Origin of the sequence: Devosia sp. Root436, from assembly GCF_001426345.1 — a bacterium.
In the GTDB taxonomy this organism is placed as follows: domain Bacteria; phylum Pseudomonadota; class Alphaproteobacteria; order Rhizobiales; family Devosiaceae; genus Devosia.
Genome location: NZ_LMEM01000011.1, coordinates 142,867 through 160,600 on the forward strand (window position 1 = coordinate 142,867; position 17,734 = coordinate 160,600).

Genomic DNA, 17,734 nt, shown 5'->3' on the forward strand with positions numbered 1-17,734 from the left:
CAATGTGCGGCCGGGCATCCATGGAGGCATGCCCGGCCGCACATTCTTGTCGCCGCCCCTATTGCGTCGGGCCGGCTTCCTTGATCAGCCCTGCCCAGGCATCGATCTGGCGCGCCATGAAGGCCCCGGTTTCTTCCACGTCATAGTCGCGCACTTCGATTTCGAGCTCGGCATAGCGATCCATGACAGGCTGTGTCTTCAGCGCCTCGCGAGTCTTGGCATTGAGATATTCGACCACATCATCGGGCGTGTCCCTCGGCACGAACAGCGCGATCCAGGAGTCGATGACATAGTTCTCGACGCCTGCCTCGACTACGGTCCCCACATCGGGCAGCGCCGGGGACTTGTCCGGGCCGGTCATGACGATCGGGGTGACGCTACCCGAGCGGATGAAGGGCAGCGCGCTGGAAATATCGAGGATGGCGCTCGATGCTCGGCCGGCGATCACGTCGGTCATGGCCTCGGTGGCGCCCTGATAGGGCACCGGCGTCATGACCAGGCCCGTGCGCAGCTCGAGCCCGCGCCGGGCAAATTCGCCGACGGCCGTCCAGCCGGCATAGGTCAGTGCGCCCTCATTGGCTTTGCCATAGGCGATCAGTTCAGGCAGCGTCTTCACGCCGAGATTGTTGGCCACGACCATGACATAGGGCGTATAGCCGATGACGGCGACGGGCCGCAGGTCGCGCGGCGGGTAATAGTCGGCCGCCGGATTGCTGACCGGGTTGATGGCGATGGTGGAAGCCGCGCCCATCACCACCGTATAGCCGTCGGGCTCGGCATTGATGCCCTGCTTGGTGCCGGCCACGCCCGCGGCGCCGGCCACATTCTCGATGACGATGCGCTGGCCGGTCAGCCCGGCCATGGCTTCGCCCCAGATGCGGGTCTGGGTATCGGCGCCGCCGCCGGCCCCGAAGGGCACGACCGCCGTAATGGGGCGGTTGGGGTAATCCTGCGCAAAGGCGCTGCCCATGCCCAGCCCCAGCGCGGCGGTAAAGATGGCGGCCGCCCCGAGGCGCCGAAGTGATTCAGTCCTATTCATGATGTCATCCTCCCTTGGAGTAGCCCCGCGGCGCGCTTGTATGCTTGGGCCGCGAAGCTAGTGGCGAATTGCTAACGGAGAAACCAGGCATGGCCCACCGCGTGGCTACCTTGTTTCAGGCAATGAAAACGGTCGCCTCCCCGGGCTAACGTTGGGCGCCCATCACATCGAGCACCGCGCCGGTGACCAGCGAGGCCTTGTCGGACAGCAGCCAGGCAATGGCTTCCGCCACTTCCTCGGGCTGGCCGGCGCGGCCGAGCGGGTTCTTGGCGGCGAATTCCTTCACCCGGTCCGCCTGCCCCGATTTGGCATGGATGGGGGTGTCGACCATGCCCGGACGGATCGAATTCACCCGCACCCCCTCCCGCGCCACTTCGACGGCAAGGCCCTTGCTGATCGTATCGACGGCGGCCTTGGAGCCGGCATAGTGGATGAAGCGGCCCGGCGAGCCGGTCAGCGCGCCGATCGAGGAGATATTGACGATGCTGCCACCCTTGCCGCCATGCTTGGTAGACATGCGCTTGATGGCCTCGCGGCAGGCGATGAGCACGCCCACCGTATTGACCGCGAAAATGTTCATCGCTTCGTCAAAGTCGTAATTGTCGGCTGCGCGATGCACCGGCCCGTTGATACCGGCATTATTGACGAGGCCGGTCAGCGGGCCGAAGGCCCTGTCGGTTTCTTCGAACATGCGCAGGATGTCGGCCTCGGTGCCCATGTCGGCGCCGACGGCGATGGCCTTGCCACCGGCCGCCTCGACATCGGCAACCACGCCTTCGGCCAGGCTCCGCGAGCTCTTGTAGTTGACGACCACATGGGCGCCGGCGGCTCCCAAGAGGCGCGCCGTGGCCGCGCCTATGCCGCTGCTCGCGCCGGTTACTATGACAACGTCCTGCATGGGACCTCCTCGAAGACAGACAGGGGAACGGGCCGCCGGACGGCACCCGCTCGTTCAGGTTCGACACTAGCGCCTGCCGCGAGGGGATGAACGGGTTTCTGTCCGGATTTCATTTGCCGAAAGCGGCCATCTTACCGCCGCCGCGCGCGCGCCGGGCGATCTATGGCTCCTGGAACCTCAACAGCCTTGCCGATGCGGAGCAGAACAGTGGCTACCAAGCGAAAGATCATCATCACCTGTGCCGTTACCGGCTCAATCCACACGCCATCGATGTCGCCGCACCTGCCGTTGACGCCCGAGGAGATCACCGAAGCGGCCATCGAAGCCGCCGAGGCCGGCGCCGCCATCATCCATCTGCATGCGCGCAATCCGCAGACCGGTGAACCCGACCAGTCCATCGAGCATTTCGCCAGCATGCTGCCGGTCATCAAGCAGCGCTCGGATTGCGTGCTGAACATCACCACCGGCGGCGCGGCCACCATGACGGTCGAGGAGCGGCTGCTGCCGGTTGCCACCTTCAAGCCGGAAGTGGCCTCGCTCAATATGGGCTCGATGAATTTCGGCCTCTACCCCATGCTGTCGCGCTTCAACACATTCAAGCATGAATGGGAGCGGCCTTACCTCGAAGGCTCGCGCGACCGGGTATTCCGCAACACCTTCGGCGATATCGAGACCATCCTGCGGCGCTGCGCGGAAAACGGTACTAGGTTCGAGGTCGAGTGCTACGATATCGGCCACCTCTATACCTGCGCCCACTTCTTCGAGCGCAACCTGCTGAAGCCGCCCATCTTCATCCAGAGCGTATTCGGCCTCCTGGGCGGCATCGGTGCCCACCCCGAGGACGTCATGCACATGAAGCGGACGGCCGACCGGCTGTTCGGCGACAACTACCGCTGGTCGGTGCTGGGCGCCGGGCGGCACCAGATGAACATCGCCACCCAGTCGGTGCTGCTGGGCGGTAATCTGCGGGTCGGCCTCGAAGATTCCCTGTGGTCGGGACCGGGCAAGCTGGCCGCGTCGAACGCCGAACAGGTACGGCTGGCCCGCCAGATCGTCGAATCGCTGGGCTTGGAAATCGCCACCCCCGACGACGCCCGCGCCATGCTGGAGCTCAAGGGCAGCGACCGGGTCGGCTTCTGAGCCAACCCGGTCGCTGCGGTCAGGAATGGAAGCCGGGTTCAACCCGGCTTCTGCCAATTGAGCAGGGTGCCCCCGGTCTTGGTCTGCTGCTCGCCGCGATCGGTTGGCAGCGGATAGTCGTCCTCGTTGAGCACGAAGCCCGGCTTAGCGGCAAAATCCATCCGGGGCGGGCAGAAAATGTCGTAGAGCGAGCTTTCCGGCCCGTCCGAGCCGACATCGCGGCTGGTATGAATGACCCTGGCCGGGATGACGATCACCGATGGCGTCGGCAATGCGGTGTGGTCGTCGGGCACCCAGTTGCCGAGATCGGCGCCCCAATTATAGCGCAGGTGGTGGATCCAGGTGCCATCGAGGCAGAGCGAAGCCTGCTCGAAATCGTCATGCCAATGCGGGCTCAGCGATTGCGTATCGCGGCGGGTGTGGAAATGGCCGAACAGGTTGACCATCATGTTGGTCGACCGGAAGCAGCGCGGCTGGATGCGCTCTCCCTGCGGATCGAAATATTGCGCCAGCGGATAGTGGCGGAGCTTGAAGCCGCCATTGGGCTCCGGCCAGAGATCGACGGGAGCCAGCTCGGGCGCCCCGTCCGCATAGACCTCGCCGTTGATCGCCAGCGCAAGGATGTCGTCGGCGGCCCGGGAGAAAATCCGGACCAGCCGGCCGGCGGTGCGGGCAGTGACCCGGCTCGGGCCGGGCGGAACAATGGTCAGCGAATCCGGCTGCGCCTCGATCACCTGCCCGCCAGCCTCGATCGTCAGGGCGGCCCCTTGCGGCGGGGCGATGAGCATATACTCCTCGGGATTGTCCTGCCGCACCAGCACGGCGCCGGGCTGGACCTCGGAGACGCAGACGGCAAAATTGCCGCCGCGCGTGATCCAGGTCCCTGACAGGCCGTCCTCGCCCCTGGCCTGCGGCTCCTGTTCAGAAAAAATGGATCGGGATGCCAGCCGGCATGCGAGATCGCTCATGGCCTGTTCTCCGTGTCGCCAATTGGGTCCCTGTCCCTAGCCGGTAAGCGTCCTGCGCCGCATTGGCGGCGCCACCCGATTTCAGGAGACGAAATTGGCTGACGGGAAAGCCTCGTTTCACTGGATGAAATTGCTCTCATATGGTTTGGTGCGGCGCCGGCTGCGGGTAAGATCGTGCCGGATAGTCTGGAGACGTCATGGAACGAGATGTGGACGATTGGGACGGTGACGCGTTCGGCGAACCGGCGAGCGACGCCGCCCAGACCTCGGTGCATATCCGCACCAATTCGCGCCGGGGGCATACCAATCCGCTCGACCGGTCCTATCCGCCGGTCAATTCGGTGCTGCGGGCGCTGCATGTGCTCAAGGTCGTCAACACCAAGGCGATCGCCACCGTCAATTCGATCCATGCCGAGACCGCCATTCCGCGTCCGACCGTCGTGCGCATGCTCGAAACCCTGATGCACGAAGGCTATATCGTGCGCGACAATATGTGCGGCGGCTACCGCGTCACCGGCAAGGTGGCCGAATTGTCGGCCGGCTATAGCGGCATTTCGCGGGTGATCGAGGTAGCCAGGCCCTTGGCGATCGGGCTGACGCGGCAGATCAAGTGGCCGATCGGGCTGGGCGAGATCGACGGCGACGAAATCGAAATCCGCTACTGGACCGGCACGATCAGCCCGGTCGTCCATACCAATACCGTGCTGGGCAAGCGGCCCGACCTGCTGAAATCGGCGATGGGGCGGGTCTATATGGCCTTCTGTCCGGAACAGGAGCGCGAGCGCCAGATTCGCGTCCTGCGCAAGCGCCTCGGCAGCGAGCTCGACCAGGTTGCCGAGTCCGAATTCCGCCATATGCTGGACCGGATCAGGCGCTCCGGCTTTGCCACGCGCGACCCCAAGACCGAGCCCACCCGCATGACCACGTTCGGCGTACCGATCCTGGATGGAGCCAGTGTGGCAGCCGTCATGTCGGTGAGCTTCTTCACCTCATCGGTGCCGCTCAATTCCGTCCGGGAGACGGTGCTGGACCCGCTGATCGAAACGCGCCTCAATATCGAGCATGCCCTGGCCTTCATCAGCACAAGGCCGCATCTGGATACCAGCCTGCAGCGCGAATACGACGTCAACCTCTAGGCCGTTTTCACCGGCTCATTCCTGACCAAACGGCCATCTCTGCTTTCGCGGGGATCGCCGTTGGCATTGTAAAGACCGGAGCCGGACGGCTTAATCGTCGTCCAGTATCGGATTGGTCGCCGGCGTGCCGCCCTCGAACCAGATATCGAATTTGCGGTAGGTGACTTTCCAGCCCTCGGCGGTCTTGACCAGGCGGTCGGTCATATAGGCGATCTGGATGGGGGGATGGGTGGGCAGCACCGGCTTGCCGTCGGCGGCATAGAGCATCATGAACCAGTGGCACACCGCCTTGTCGGGGCCACCGTCGAACTTGGCCTGGAAATTCTGCACCGAGTGGACCACGGTGCGGGCGCCGCGATCTTCGCGCCACTTGTAGAATGCCCGGATCTTCTCGCGCCCTTCATAGGAGGCGGCGGGGCCGACAAACGAGCCGTCCGGCGTATAATAGTCGGGTGCGCCGCGCCCCCAATTGGCGTCGACATCGTGCCAGTAGTCGACCAGCAAGGCATGCAGCTCCTGCGTCAAGGCGAGGCGATCTTCGTCGATGCGCATGATTATTTCTCCTGTATTGCGGATAGAGAGGCCAGTGCGGCCTTTGCCGACTTGGCCATGAAGCCCTGATCGGAGCCGATCATGAAGGCATTGATGCCCATGCCGGCCATGACGCCCGCATCTTCGCTGTCGATGCAGATCGTCATGGCCGGCACGCCGTGGCGGGTGGCGGCCATGGCGATGCGGCGGACAATTTCGGTGGTGCGGGGGTCGCTGATCGCCTCGCCGCCCAATGCCGCCGTGATGTCGCCCCGCCCGATGAAAATGGCATCGAGACCCGGCACGGCGAGGATGTCGTCCAGCACATCCAGCGCCTCGATATCCTCGATCATGGCGATGCAGGCCGTCTCGCGATCCTGCGCCGCCTTGTGCGCGCCATAGCCCACCATGCCGTAGTCGCCGGCCCGGGTCGTATTGGCGAAGCCGCGTTTGCCGCCCGCATAGCGCGCCGCCTCGACCATCGCGCGGGCACGGTCCGCCGAAAGCACATGGGAAACGAGAATGCCGGCCGCGCCGATATCAAGGGTAGAGAGAATGGCCGCCGGCGTCCCCTCCGCCACGCGGACGATTCCCGCCAGGTTGGCGGCGCGGGCCGCCAGCATCATGCGGTCAAGCGCACCGATCCCGATGGCCGCATGCTCCATGTCGAAAACGACAAAGTCGAAGCCGAGCAGGCCAAGAATCTCGGTGGCATGGCTCGTCGGCGTCTTGACGAAAGTGCCGACCAGACGCGACCCCGCCCGGAGACGGGTTGCGAAACTACGATAGGATGGTGCTGGCATGGCGGAACGGGCCCTTCAATTCCGCCCCTCGATAGCAGCCGCGCCTGTCCCCGGGCCTCAGAACCCGGCCTGTTTCAACACGCGAAAAAGCCCCTTGATCCACCTTTCCAGCCCCGCGTTGCAGGAGGGCAACATATATGACTGATACTCAATGCGGGCGCGGGCCGAATTCAGTGATGGGAAGTCCCGCCTCGATCTGGGCGGAGCGTTCCTCCTCAAAGGCGGTCTGCTTTTCGGCGGCTTCCAGCACCTGCATGATCACCGCGCGCGGGATGAAGCATATGCCGGTATCGTCGGCCACCACGAGATCGCCCGGCATGACCCTGGCATTGCCCATCGTCACCGGGCCGTTGATTTCCATGGTCTCGATGCGCCATTTGCCGGTGACCGGGGTATAATCGCTGGCCCAGATAGGGAAACCGATCGAGCGCGAATAGGCGACGTCGCGCACGCCCCCCATGATGACCGCGCCGGCCTCCCCCTGACGTTGCGCCAGCCGCGAGGAGATGCCGCCCATATTGGAAACGTCGGCAACACCCTCGCAGACCAGGACATCGCCAGGCAGAGCCAGGTTATGCGCCTCAAATTCGCCCATGCGGTTGACGTGCTTCTGCGCTCCGGCCAGCGCATCGATGCCCTGAATGGCGTTGCGCATGGTGAGAGCCGGACCGACTACGACCTTGCCTGCGATCGTCGGCCGAAGGACCGACGCGCCGATGGCCCCACTCGGCAGGCCCATTTCGTCCATCACGTCCGAAACGGTGGAAGACGGGTCGGACAGGCGCATGAAGCGCTCCACCACGCCTTGGGGCGGCCGCGGCACTTCCAGCATGGCAATGCGGCCGGGATCGACCCTTCCTGTGAGTTTCTTGCTGTCGTTGCCCATCACTGCCTCCTGATTTCAGACAAAAAGAAGCCGGGCGCGGTGAACGCCCGGCCGCGGCGTCGGGTTCGGCCGCTAGAGTACCGGTTCCTGCCCGATAAGGGTCAGTGCATCACGGTTGAGCCGCTCTTCGGCCTTCAGTTCCTCGACCATGCCGGCGGCGTCGAGTTCGGCGGGCTTTACATAGCCGTTATTGGCCAGGAAAGCCTGGAAGTCGTCCTGCGCCGTAACTTCGAGCGTGGCGGCACGCAGCTTTTCGGCGATATCCTGTGGCAGATCCTTGGGTGCGATCAGGTAGAACTTGGTGCCCAGATCAATGTTGTAGCCGGCATCCTGCGCCAGGCCGGTATCGGCAAAGAAGGGATAGGGCGTGGTGCTGAATACCGTGACGGGCTTGAGCTCACCGGCATCGACCTGCCCCTTGATGGCCGGTCCATAGCTGAACAGCGCATCCACATGGCCGCCCAGCAGTTGGGTCAACGATTCCGCGCCGCCCGACATGGGGATGGCGACGACATCGAGATCGGCCTGGGCATTGAGCATTTCGACCCCCAGACCCGACGGGGTCAGCTGGCCGGAGGTCGCCGCATGCACATTGCCGGGGCGGGATTTGGCGAAGGCGATATACTCCTCCAGCGTCGACCATTCCGCATCGCTGCGCGCTGCCAGGACCACCGGCTGGTCCCCGATCTTGCCCAGAACGACATAGTCGTCGATGCCATCCCAGGGCAGGCCCGGAATGGTCAGCGGGCTCATGGTCAGATTGCCATTGGACACCATGGCGACCGTGTAGCCGTCGGCCGGGGCACGCACGGCAATGCCCGTTCCCACCGAGCCCGAGCCGCCGGGTCGATAGTCGATGATCACGGTCGCGCCGATGACGTCACTCAGCTTGCGGGTGAACTCCTGAGCCAGCATGTCGGTGCCGCCGCCTGGAGCATAGGGAATGATGAACGTGATGTCGCGCGACGGCCAATCCTGGGCCAAGGCGGTAGTAGCGCCCAATGCAGCCATGGTGACGGCGAGACCGGCCGCTCGAATTGTGGACCAACCCATAAAGCAACTCCTCCTGTTTATATCCCCGGCCGCCCGAAATGCCTATTTCGTGACATTTTCGCACGGCCGGCCGGCCCGCCATTTCCTGCTGGATGGCCGTCGGCCTTGTGATGCGACCATTATCGGGAAGGTTGGCAGATCGAACAAACGATGTTCCGAAGGGCCTTGTATGACAATTGCTCATGCGAACGGCATCAAGCAACCGTGAAGCGCGCCGCGATCGTGCTCACCGGCAGGCCGGAATCGATCTGCCCCAGATCGGCGATCAGACCGGCGACACCCTGAGCGCCGATGGACGGTTCGGCCAGCAGGTGCACCTTCTGGTTGAGCTCGGCTTCCGACATGGGATTTTCGATCGAACCGCGCGGGTGATCGACCTGCGATCGATAGACCTTGCCGGAGGCGGTGGTGAGCTCAAGCAGGCAGGACACGCCACGCGGCAAGCCATCGTCCGGCAGCACTTCGAGCATATTGGAAAGACGAACGATCTGCGGATCGGCCAGGCGCTCGTTCTGGTATTGCGGGAACAGGGCAGCGCCGTCGATCAACGCCACCGCCACCGAATATGGCAGGCTCACCTGCGCCTCATGATAGGTCTTGGGAGCGGTATTGAGGTGATAATGTGCCCAGGCGGGGTGACGCCACATCTTCATGCCGGCGATGGCTTCCACCGGTTCGTCCATCTCCGCCCGCACATTGAGGGCACAATCGATAGCATTATGGATGGGCCGGGCGCAGGAATAGGGCTTGTATTCGATGTGGATCGGGAAATCCGAACCCAGCTCGCGGGTCAGCGCGCTGATGTCGCTTTCATCGGCAAAGGCGCGGCAGAAGCCACGCTCGCCCTCGAAGATAGTCGCCGTACCGGTAAAGCCCAACTGAGCCATAAGGGCCGAAGTCACGCCATTGCGCGCGGCCGGGCCGGGATTGAAGCGCTTCTGCATGGAAGGACCATACATTTCCATGAGCCCCGAGGCCTGGGCGCCGGCCATGCCGAGAGCGGACACGACCTGCTCCTCACTGAGGCGCAGCAGGCGCGCGGCGGCTATGGTGGCGCCGAAGACGCCGCAAACGGGCGTGGTGTGATAGCCGCGATTGCGCAGCGAGAAATTGGTGGCATTGCTGGCGCGGGCCATCATGTCGCAACCGGCGACCACGGCGGTAATGAATTGCTGCCCGCTGGCGCCGACACGCTCGGCCACGGCCAGCGCCGCCGAAACCACGGGCGGGCTGAAGTGAAACAGCGCCAGCACGTCCACGTCGTCCAGCTCTATCGAATGGGAGGCTATGGCATTGGCAAAGGCGGCATGAACCGCCGGCACCCTGGCCGGACCACCACCGATAAGACTGGCTTCGGCCTTGCCGCCGGTTTCGAGGACAAACTGGCGGGCGGCTCGGCCGCTGCCGGTACGGCTGCCGCCCAGCGCCACGCCCAGATAATCGCGGACAAGCGTGGCGGCATCCTTGCGGACCCTGGCGGGAATGGCGTCATCGGTGAGGTTGACGAAATGATGGGCAAGCTGTTCGGAAACGGTCTTGGTCATTGAATAAAGTCCAGTTGCTGGACCCGCCCGGCCAGGCCGGAGCCGGGTCGGATTAGCGCGGGTCGGCGTCGAGGCGAACGACGATGCCTTCGCAGGCCGGGTTGGGCGCGGGATAGCGCTGCATGACCAGCGGGTCATGGCCGGGAATGATGTGATCGGGCGAGGGCGCGGCGGCCTGGAGCTTGTCGAAGCCCTCCAGCATCTCCCCGATATGGAAGGCGGTCGGGAAGGGCCGGTAGCTCGCCATGTTCTCATAGAAATGGGAGACATCCGACGCCAGGACCACCACGCCGCGCCGGGTGTTGACGGTCACGAACTGCAGGCCCGCCGAATGGCCGCCCGCGGCATGCAGGTGGATACCCGGCGCCAGCTCGGCCGAGCCGCCATAGAAGCGGACGCGGCTCTCGTAGTTGAGCCGCACCATGCCGCAGACATCTTCGACCTCGAAGGCATGAGAGAGACGCGGGTACCGCATGTAACGCCCAGTGGCGTAATGCATCTCGGCTTCCTGCATGTGGAACTGGGCGGCGGGAAAGCGATGGAAGTTTCCCACATGGTCGTAATGGAGATGGGTCAGGATGACGTCGGCGACCTGTTCCGGATCGACATCCAGCAGCGCCAGCGTATCGACGGGGCAGCGCAGGAAGGTTCGCTCGCGCTTGCGGGCGACATCCTCGGTGAAGCCGGCATCCACCACGATGGCGCGACCATCGCCCTTGATGACCCACATGTAGTAGTCCATGGGCATGGGGCCATCGTGCGGATCGCCGCCGATGAAATGGCTGGATCGCCGGGCCTCGCGGGTGGCGTAGCGGATGGCATAGACTTCGTAGGCGGGCAATTGCGGGCCTGTCATTTCATGCTCCTGCTGCTGCATGACTGGGGATGAAGACCCGGCCTTCGAGAATACGCCTTGCCGTGCGACCCAGTGTGGCGCGCCGCACCACCGGGCCGCCTGGCCCGGCTTCGACCAGGGTTTCGGTCTCGATCACCCCGCCGGGATGGCCGATGCGGATTTCGGCACCGGCACTATGGCGGGCCGCTGCATGAACCAGTGTGCCGGGAATGCGCGCCGCGACGCCGGTGCAGACCGTACTGGTGCCGGCATAGGTCTTGTGGGTCTGCTGCATGAATTGCAGCCGGGCCACCAGATCGATGGCATCGGCAGGGACGGCCGCCCCGGTCAGGTGGTTGAGATAGTCGGCCGGCGGGGCGACCAGGCCGAGGATGGGGGTTGCCGGGCTGTCCTGGCGCGAGCGGGCCGCGTCGGCAATCATCCCCATGCGGGCCGCGGCCGCGCCGCGGATCAGCTCAAGCCGCTGGCGCAGCTCGGTCTGCGCATCGATCTCGGCAGTGCTTTCCGTGCCGGTCAGGCCCATATCGGCGGCGCGAATGAAGACATGGGCATTACCGATATCGACGAGCGAAACCTCGACCGGCCCAATGCCCGGCACGTCCAGGCTGTCCACGACATTGCCCGTGGGCAGTAGGGCGCCGGTGGCGCCGCCAGCCGTATCGGCAAAATCGACGAGGATGCGGGCGCCGGTGCCGGGAACACCGGCAACTTCATAGTCGCCGTATTCGGCGGGGCGCCCCCCAAGCACCGGCACCTCGATGGTGAGGATGCGGTTGAGATTGGTGTTGAAGACACGCACAATGGTCAGCGGCTCGGCGGCCGCCACCATGCCCTCCTCGATGGCGAAAGCGCCCACGGCGGCGGAGATGTTGCCGCAGAGGCTCAGCCAGTCGACGTCCGGATGATCGATCTCGACCTGGCCGAACGTGTAGGTCAGGTGCGTGCCGGCAGCGCGCGGATCGTCCTGTCGCGGCGGGCCGATGATGGCCAGTTTGCTGGTCAGCGGATCGGCCCCACCCAACCCGTCGATCTGCCGCCTGTCGGGCGAGCCGAAGATCGACAGGATGGTGCGCAGCCGCGCCTCCGGATCGGCCGGAATGTCGTTTTCACGCAGAAACACCGCCTTGCTGGTGCCGCCGCGCATCAGCACGCATCGAATGGCTTGCGGCATGATCGCCTCCCCTGCTTCCCCGCTACTCCGTCGTCCGAGGCCGCGTAGCAAAGATGCCTTCGGCGAGCAGCGCGTCGTACTGTGCGTCGTTCAGGCCCAGCAGACCCGAGGCGACATATCTGTTGTCGCGCCCCAGGGGGGCGACCGCCGCGGCCGTGCCGGCATCGCGACCGCCGAGGCGAATGGGCTGGCCCTTGACCTGATGGCCGGCATCGTCCAGCGCCAGCGCATTGCCCGGCGCCGGGCCATGGGGGTCGGCATAATCCCTGGCGGCGACCACGACTTCGGCGGCGGCCCCGGCCCGACGCAGGGCGCGGGCGCCTTCGGCTGCCGGACGCCCCCCAATGAACGCTGCAAGGGCCTGGCCGGTGAGCGCGCCAATGAGATGCTCGGCCGCCGCGCTGGCGGAGGCCGGTATGGTCACGGCGATCCACTGTCCATCCTCGCCGCGCGACAGCGCTTGCAGCATGGCAGGCGGCCCGACCGGATAATCCTCCGGCAAGGCGCCATCGAGGGCGGCGATAAATGCCTCCCCCACGAAGAAGGACGACAACTCGCGCTGCGCCAGGTCGATGTGAACGCCCTGCCCGGTGCGCTGCCGCTCGACCAGGGCGGCCATGACGGCGCCGGCGGCGAACATCGACACGATCTGGTCGGGATAGTTCAGTGCGCGGCCGGTGATCTGCGGCTTGCCGCCCGGATAGCGCGTCAGATGCGCCAACCCGCTGGAGGCTTCCAGCGTGGAGCCGAAGGATACATTGCCGGCGCCCGGCCCGGTGGCGCCCTGGCTGGACAAAGATGCCAGCACGATACGCGGATTGGCCTGGCGCAAGGTCTCGAAACCGATGCCCAGCTTGTCCAGCACGCCGACGCGGAAATTCTCGACCACGACGTCGCTCAGGCCCACCAGTTGCAGGAACAGGTCCCGGCCGCGCGGCGACTTCAGGTCGAGGCAGGCGCTTTTCTTGTTGCGGTTGGTGGCCCGATAGGGCGGGCTCTGTTCCCACCAGTCGCCGTCGCCCGTGCCCTGCCAGTCGCGGAAGGGATCGATATAGGTCGGGCCCTCGATCTTGATGACTTCGGCGCCCAGATCGGCAAGTACGCCCGAGGTTGCGGCGCCGGCCGTCACGATGCCGAGGTCCAGCACGCGGATACCCGCAAGAGCTTGCAGGGTCATGCCTCCCCTCCTGCCTGCCAGGCCTCGACGCTCCGTCCATTCCAGAGCAGCGGCAGGCGCGGCATGGGGCCTAGGGGGCCCTCGACAATGAACTGCCGGTGCTGCATCTGCGGGTCGGCGGCAACCTGTTCAGGCGACTGCACCTGGGCAAAGGGCAGCTTGAGTTCCACAGCTTCCAGCAGAATGTCCTGCGCCATCCTGTCCGCCAGGGCCGCTTCGATCAGCCGGTACATTTCGGCCAGGTTGCGCCGCCTGCCGGCGGCCGTGGCAAAGCGCTCCTCCAGCAAGGCCGGCTCGCGCATGAGCCTTGCTAGGTTGGGCATGTCGCGATCCCGGAATACCGGGGCGATATAGCCATCCTTGCAGCGCGTGATCTGCCATTCCTCGGCGCGGCCGACACCGGAGGCGCGCTGGCCGCTGACTTCAGACAGCAGGTTCTTCCAGTTGAGCCAGCGAGCCGCTTCGAGGACCGCGATTTCGCCGGCCAGCGGCTTGCCGCCCAGGACGGAAGCGAGGTGGCTTGCCAGCAGGGCGTTGAAGGCCACCATGCCGGCGACATAACCCATCTGGTAGCCGGGAAGCGCCAGCGGGGCGCGGCCGACTTCGCCGACGATGTCGAGGAGCCCGCTGGCCGCCATGACAGTGAGGTCCGATTGCGGCCGGGCTTCGTCCAGTGTGGGTCGGATCAGAACCTTCCGGTCATCGCTCCACGCCGCGACAAGGTCCGGATCGTCGCTGAGGAGATAGTCTCCCGGCTGTGCGTCACCGGGGCCTTTGCCGGCAGTCAGGAAGCGATGGAGGGCACTGCTGCCGTCGGCCAGCATGGGCGGCCACTGCATTATCGGGTCCGGGCCGGCATCGGCAGGCCGGAATACCGTGGCGCCGAAGCGCTGCGCCAGCAGACCGGCAAAGGCCACAGCCACGCGGCCCATATCGGTAGAGCCGGCGCCGACCTGCTCGATGATCCGCAATCCGGAAAGCGGGCCATGGCCCAAGGGGGTCGTCACGGACACAATCCTTATCTGCTCTATCGCCTGGCGCGCGACTGCGCGAGCGGGTCGGCCGGCACGGTGGTCCGGCTGCGGATGACGGCGTTCATGGAGTCACCGAAGGCGAAGGCCTGGTCCCAATCCGTGACGACTGCAGGCACGGTATCGAGCGCCTTCTTGCAGGCGGCCAGGGCATAGGGATCGAAGCCGGCAATGCGCCGGGCGATGGCTTCCGCGCGTTCCAGCAATTGCGCTGCGGGGACGCATTCGTTGATCAGCCCCCATTCCATGGCCGTTCGCGCCCCGACCCGTTCGCCGGTGAGCACCATCCAGGCGGCGCGCTTGCGGGCAAGCGAGAGCTGGGTGGAAACGCCGGCCAGGCTCGGATAGGCCGCAAAGGTGATTTCCGGCATGCCCAGTTCGGCATTGTCGGCGGCCACCGCCAGATCGCAGACATTGATCAGCGTCAGCCCCCCGCCCAGCGCCGTACCGTTGACGGCGGCAATGAAGATGGCGGGATGCTCGCGGACGGCCACGTTGACCGCGGCCCATTCCTGGCTGCGCGTGCGGGTGCCGCTATCGACCAGCGTCACGTCTTCCTTGAGATCGACGCCGGCGCAGAAGGAGGTGCCGCGCCCGGTCAGCACGATAGCGCGATATTTGCCGCGGGCATGTTCCATGGCCGCCAGCATGCCGGCGCGCGCGCTGGCATTCATGGCATTGCGCTTGGCCTCGCGGTCGATCACCAGCAGGGCATGGTCGCCACGGCCCTCGAGCCGGATTTCATCGGATGCCTGAAAGACCGCTTCGCTCATGATCGGTCTTTCGCCCTGAAGATCGGAACCTTGACGTCGCCACGCCGCTCGAACAGCACCCGCACCTGCTGGCCGATGCTGATGGAATCGTTCGGCCCATCGATATTGCTGACGAGAAGCGGACCTTCCTTGAGCTTGATGAGGGCGCAATTGTAGGGAAGGCGGTCGGTGAAGCCGGCGAAGTATTTCTGGTGGAAGACCACCCAGGAGAGCACTTCGCCCTCGCCCGAGCATTCCATCCAGTCCCATTCGGCGGCCGGCGCATAGGGGCTGACCGGTGACGGCGGGAACCAGGCCCGCCCGGTTTCCCCACAGCGCTGGACCACCAGCTTTTCCTGCTCGCAGGCGTCCCAGAACGGCTTGTTCCAGGGATCGATGGCTGGCTGCGGCATATCGGCCATCAGTCCCTCCTGAAGATAATCGAAGATGCGATATTGGCGGCGCAGGCATACTGGATGGCACGGGCGCCCTCGATCTGGCGGTCGCCGCATTCCCCGCGCGCCTGGCGCACGGCCTCGGCAATCAGGGCCCAGCCCTGCATGTAGCTTTCCGACAGATGCCCGCCATTGGTATTGGCCGGCAGCCGGCCCGTGCCCAGTTCGAGAATGCCGTCCTTGATGAAGTTCCCACTTTCGCCCTGCGGGCAGAAGCCGAGACCCTCAAGCGTGAACAGTACGGTGGGCGTGAAATTGTCGTAGATCATCAGCCCGTCGATCTCGTCGCGGCCGATGCCGGCGCGGTCATAGACCTCGCCCGCTATTTGCTGCAGCGCCGGATACCAGAAATCGTCGCGCGGCGTTGCCTGCTCGAAGACGTCTCTTTGGGCATAGCCGGAAACGTAGACCGGCGGCTTGCGCAGGTCCTTGGCGCGCTCCGGGGTGGTCACGATCCAGGCCACCCCGCCATCATTGATGAGGCAATAGTCCAGCAGGCGCAGCGGTTCGCAGATTGGCCGGGCCTGATGATAGTCTTCCAGGGTGAAGGGCGTGCGCATCACCGCGTCGGCATTCAGGCTGGCATGCTTGCGGAACGTGCTGGCGACGCGCCCCAGATCGTCGGTCGTGGTGCCGAAGCGATCCATATGCATGCGCCACATCATGGCATGGGTAGCGCCGGGGGAGGTCATCCCCCACGGATTCCACTGCCCGCCTTCAGCGCCGCCATAGAGCATGCGCTTGGAGCGTCCGTTGTTGCCATAGACCAGCGCCACCGTCTCGGCAGCGCCCGATGCTACCGCCTGGGCGGCGATGGTGAGGGAGACCGAAGCAAAGCGCCCCGCCATGTCGGTCGGCAGGCAGAACTGGGGATTGATGCCCACCATCTGGGCGAAACGTTCATAGGAGGGGATGCGATTGACGATAAGGCCGTCGATATCCTTGAAGGACAGTCCGGCATCCTCCACGGCCGCAGCCAGCGCCTGGGCCCCAAGGCCATAGGAGTCGGTTTCGGGGAAATTGCCATATTGCGTATTGCCGACACCGACCACGCAGACCTTGTCTCGCATGTTCCAGGAACTCATGGAAATAGTGTGTCCTCATCCCCGACTTGTTTGATTTCGCGCCCGTTCCGGCAGGTGCCGAAGACGCATCGGGAATGTCGCAGGCGGGTCATTTTGGGTAAAGAAATGAAATCGAAGCCGTACCCCAACAAAAACTCATGCGACCGGAAATGGTTTAGTTTTCAGGTGGTTATTGGCCGCATGGCGAAGCGGCACCGGCCCCGGAAGGGCTGGTGGCATGTCCATGGAACACGGCTGAAAAGCGCGCCGGTTTTGCCCGCCGGAGGGCGGCAGGACGGGCCGCGCGCTAGACGCGGATCAGGAAGGAATCGTCGAGCCCCTGGCGCTGTGCTTCCACCTCGCTGGCGAGCCACTCGCGGAAGCGCATCAGCGGCTCGAGCCTCGAATAGCGATGCGGCCAGGTGAGGCAGTAGACGCGCTCGCTCTGCCAGCCGTAGGGGAACGGAACAACCAGGGATTTGCGCCTGAGCTCGTCGTCGATGAAATAATACTGCGCCAGGGCCACGCCCAGGCCCCGCTCGGCCGCGGTATAGGCCATGGCCGAGGCCTCGAACCAGAAGCCCCGGTCCGGCTCGACGCTATGGGCCCCGGTCCGGCGCAGCCAGGATGGCCAATTGCCCTTTACCGCCAGCGAATGCAGCAGGGTCACCCGTGAAAGCTGCGTCAGGTCGTTAGGATCGGACAGGAAGGTATCGCGCAGTTCGGGCGTGCAGATCGGCACCATGCAGACCGGAAAGATCGGCTGGGCATTCTCGAACTGTCCCGGCCCGACCCGCAAAATGGCATGCGCCTGCTGCTGCTCGGCATTGGCCTCGCTGGTAGCGGCGGTCAATTGTATCTCGATATCGGGATGTGCCTCCCGGAAGCGCTTGAGGCGCGGTACCAGCCAGTACATGGCGAAGGTGGTGTAGGCGTGGATCAGCAATTGCTGCTCGTTGGAAGAGCGGGCCGCCCGGTCGGTGGCCCAGCCCAACTGGCGGAATACGCCCGCCAGTTCTCCCGCATACTTCTCGCCCGCCGGGGTCAGGAGCAAGGTGCGGTGGCCGCGGATGAACAATTGCCGCCCCAGCCTGTCCTCGAGATGGCGGATATGCCGGCTGACGGCCGACTGCGTCACGCACAATTCATCGGCCGCCTTGGTGAAGCTCAGGTGGCGCGCCGCCACTTCAAAAGCACGAATAGAGGCAAGGGGGGGCAGATTGGTCATGC

The 17,734-nt window shown here is 65.0% G+C and carries 18 protein-coding genes; 2 read left to right on the forward strand and 16 right to left on the reverse strand.

All coding sequences use genetic code 11. The annotated features are described in order from the left end of the window. Window positions 1-58: 58 nt before the first annotated feature. Both ASD04_RS11805 and ASD04_RS11810 read right to left on the reverse strand, forming a co-directional pair. Window positions 59-1,039 (reverse strand): tripartite tricarboxylate transporter substrate binding protein, encoded by a 981-nt coding sequence (locus ASD04_RS11805; protein WP_056256970.1) that lies wholly within the window; start codon window positions 1,037-1,039, stop codon window positions 59-61. Between the two features lie 145 nt (window positions 1,040-1,184). After that, window positions 1,185-1,937 carry an SDR family oxidoreductase gene (locus ASD04_RS11810; RefSeq protein ID WP_056256973.1) on the reverse strand — a complete coding sequence of 251 codons (753 nt, stop codon included), beginning with the start codon at window positions 1,935-1,937 and terminating at the stop codon, window positions 1,185-1,187. Window positions 1,938-2,129: 192 nt separating this feature from the next. Between ASD04_RS11810 and ASD04_RS11815 the strand changes: the two genes are divergently transcribed. After that, window positions 2,130-3,077, forward strand: coding sequence for a 3-keto-5-aminohexanoate cleavage protein (locus tag ASD04_RS11815; RefSeq protein ID WP_056256975.1), 948 nt, complete (start codon window positions 2,130-2,132; stop codon window positions 3,075-3,077). 38 nt (window positions 3,078-3,115) lie between these two features. Here the strand turns inward: ASD04_RS11815 and ASD04_RS11820 are convergent, their stop codons facing one another. Further along, window positions 3,116-4,045, reverse strand: coding sequence for a hypothetical protein (locus ASD04_RS11820; protein ID WP_056256977.1), 930 nt, complete (start codon window positions 4,043-4,045; stop codon window positions 3,116-3,118). A 197-nt stretch (window positions 4,046-4,242) separates the two neighbouring features. On the opposite strand from ASD04_RS11820, the gene ASD04_RS11825 reads away from it, so the two are divergent. Beyond that, the gene (locus tag ASD04_RS11825) at window positions 4,243-5,181 is read left to right on the forward strand and encodes a helix-turn-helix domain-containing protein (protein WP_056256980.1); all 939 of its coding nucleotides are present in this window, start codon (window positions 4,243-4,245) and stop codon (window positions 5,179-5,181) included. A 90-nt stretch (window positions 5,182-5,271) separates the two neighbouring features. On the opposite strand, the gene ASD04_RS11830 is transcribed toward ASD04_RS11825, so the two are convergent. The 13 genes from ASD04_RS11830 to ASD04_RS11890 all read right to left on the reverse strand — a co-directional run bounded on the left by ASD04_RS11830 (window position 5,272) and on the right by ASD04_RS11890 (window position 17,732). Beyond that, window positions 5,272-5,733 (reverse strand): nuclear transport factor 2 family protein, encoded by a 462-nt coding sequence (locus ASD04_RS11830; protein ID WP_056256983.1) that lies wholly within the window; start codon window positions 5,731-5,733, stop codon window positions 5,272-5,274. 2 nt (window positions 5,734-5,735) lie between these two features. Beyond that, window positions 5,736-6,515 (reverse strand): aldolase/citrate lyase family protein, encoded by a 780-nt coding sequence (locus ASD04_RS11835; protein ID WP_056256985.1) that lies wholly within the window; start codon window positions 6,513-6,515, stop codon window positions 5,736-5,738. A gap of 148 nt (window positions 6,516-6,663) precedes the next feature. After that, window positions 6,664-7,401, reverse strand: a complete 738-nt coding sequence (locus tag ASD04_RS11840) for a dimethylmenaquinone methyltransferase (RefSeq protein WP_056256989.1) — start codon at window positions 7,399-7,401, stop codon at window positions 6,664-6,666. A gap of 72 nt (window positions 7,402-7,473) precedes the next feature. Next, window positions 7,474-8,454 carry a tripartite tricarboxylate transporter substrate binding protein gene (locus ASD04_RS11845; RefSeq protein ID WP_056256990.1) on the reverse strand — a complete coding sequence of 327 codons (981 nt, stop codon included), beginning with the start codon at window positions 8,452-8,454 and terminating at the stop codon, window positions 7,474-7,476. Between the two features lie 194 nt (window positions 8,455-8,648). Then, window positions 8,649-9,998 (reverse strand): MmgE/PrpD family protein, encoded by a 1,350-nt coding sequence (locus ASD04_RS11850; protein WP_056256994.1) that lies wholly within the window; start codon window positions 9,996-9,998, stop codon window positions 8,649-8,651. A 52-nt stretch (window positions 9,999-10,050) separates the two neighbouring features. Next, complete coding sequence (locus tag ASD04_RS11855; RefSeq protein WP_056256996.1) at window positions 10,051-10,854, reverse strand: N-acyl homoserine lactonase family protein; 804 nt, start codon at window positions 10,852-10,854, stop codon at window positions 10,051-10,053. Window position 10,855: 1 nt separating this feature from the next. Next, window positions 10,856-12,025: a PrpF domain-containing protein gene (locus ASD04_RS11860; RefSeq protein ID WP_056257004.1), complete on the reverse strand. Its 1,170-nt coding sequence runs from the start codon at window positions 12,023-12,025 to the stop codon at window positions 10,856-10,858. Between the two features lie 22 nt (window positions 12,026-12,047). Beyond that, on the reverse strand, window positions 12,048-13,202 hold the full coding sequence (locus tag ASD04_RS11865) for a CoA transferase (RefSeq protein WP_056257007.1): 1,155 nt from the start codon (window positions 13,200-13,202) through the stop codon (window positions 12,048-12,050). Beyond that, window positions 13,199-14,209 (reverse strand): CoA transferase, encoded by a 1,011-nt coding sequence (locus ASD04_RS11870; protein WP_156461226.1) that lies wholly within the window; start codon window positions 14,207-14,209, stop codon window positions 13,199-13,201. Before ASD04_RS11870 ends, ASD04_RS11865 begins: the two co-directional genes overlap by 4 nt. A 20-nt stretch (window positions 14,210-14,229) precedes the next feature. Further along, a complete protein-coding gene (locus tag ASD04_RS11875; RefSeq protein WP_056257012.1) occupies window positions 14,230-15,006 on the reverse strand; it encodes an enoyl-CoA hydratase/isomerase family protein in 777 nt (258 codons plus the stop codon). Beyond that, on the reverse strand, window positions 15,003-15,407 hold the full coding sequence (locus ASD04_RS11880; RefSeq protein ID WP_056257016.1) for an OB-fold domain-containing protein: 405 nt from the start codon (window positions 15,405-15,407) through the stop codon (window positions 15,003-15,005). Before ASD04_RS11880 ends, ASD04_RS11875 begins: the two co-directional genes overlap by 4 nt. Then, window positions 15,407-16,525 (reverse strand): thiolase family protein, encoded by a 1,119-nt coding sequence (locus tag ASD04_RS11885; protein ID WP_056257019.1) that lies wholly within the window; start codon window positions 16,523-16,525, stop codon window positions 15,407-15,409. The genes ASD04_RS11880 and ASD04_RS11885 overlap by 1 nt, the downstream gene beginning before the upstream one ends. A 286-nt stretch (window positions 16,526-16,811) precedes the next feature. Beyond that, entirely contained in the window at window positions 16,812-17,732 is a 921-nt protein-coding gene (locus tag ASD04_RS11890; protein WP_056257020.1) for a LysR substrate-binding domain-containing protein, read from the reverse strand. Between the last annotated feature and the right edge of the window lie 2 nt (window positions 17,733-17,734).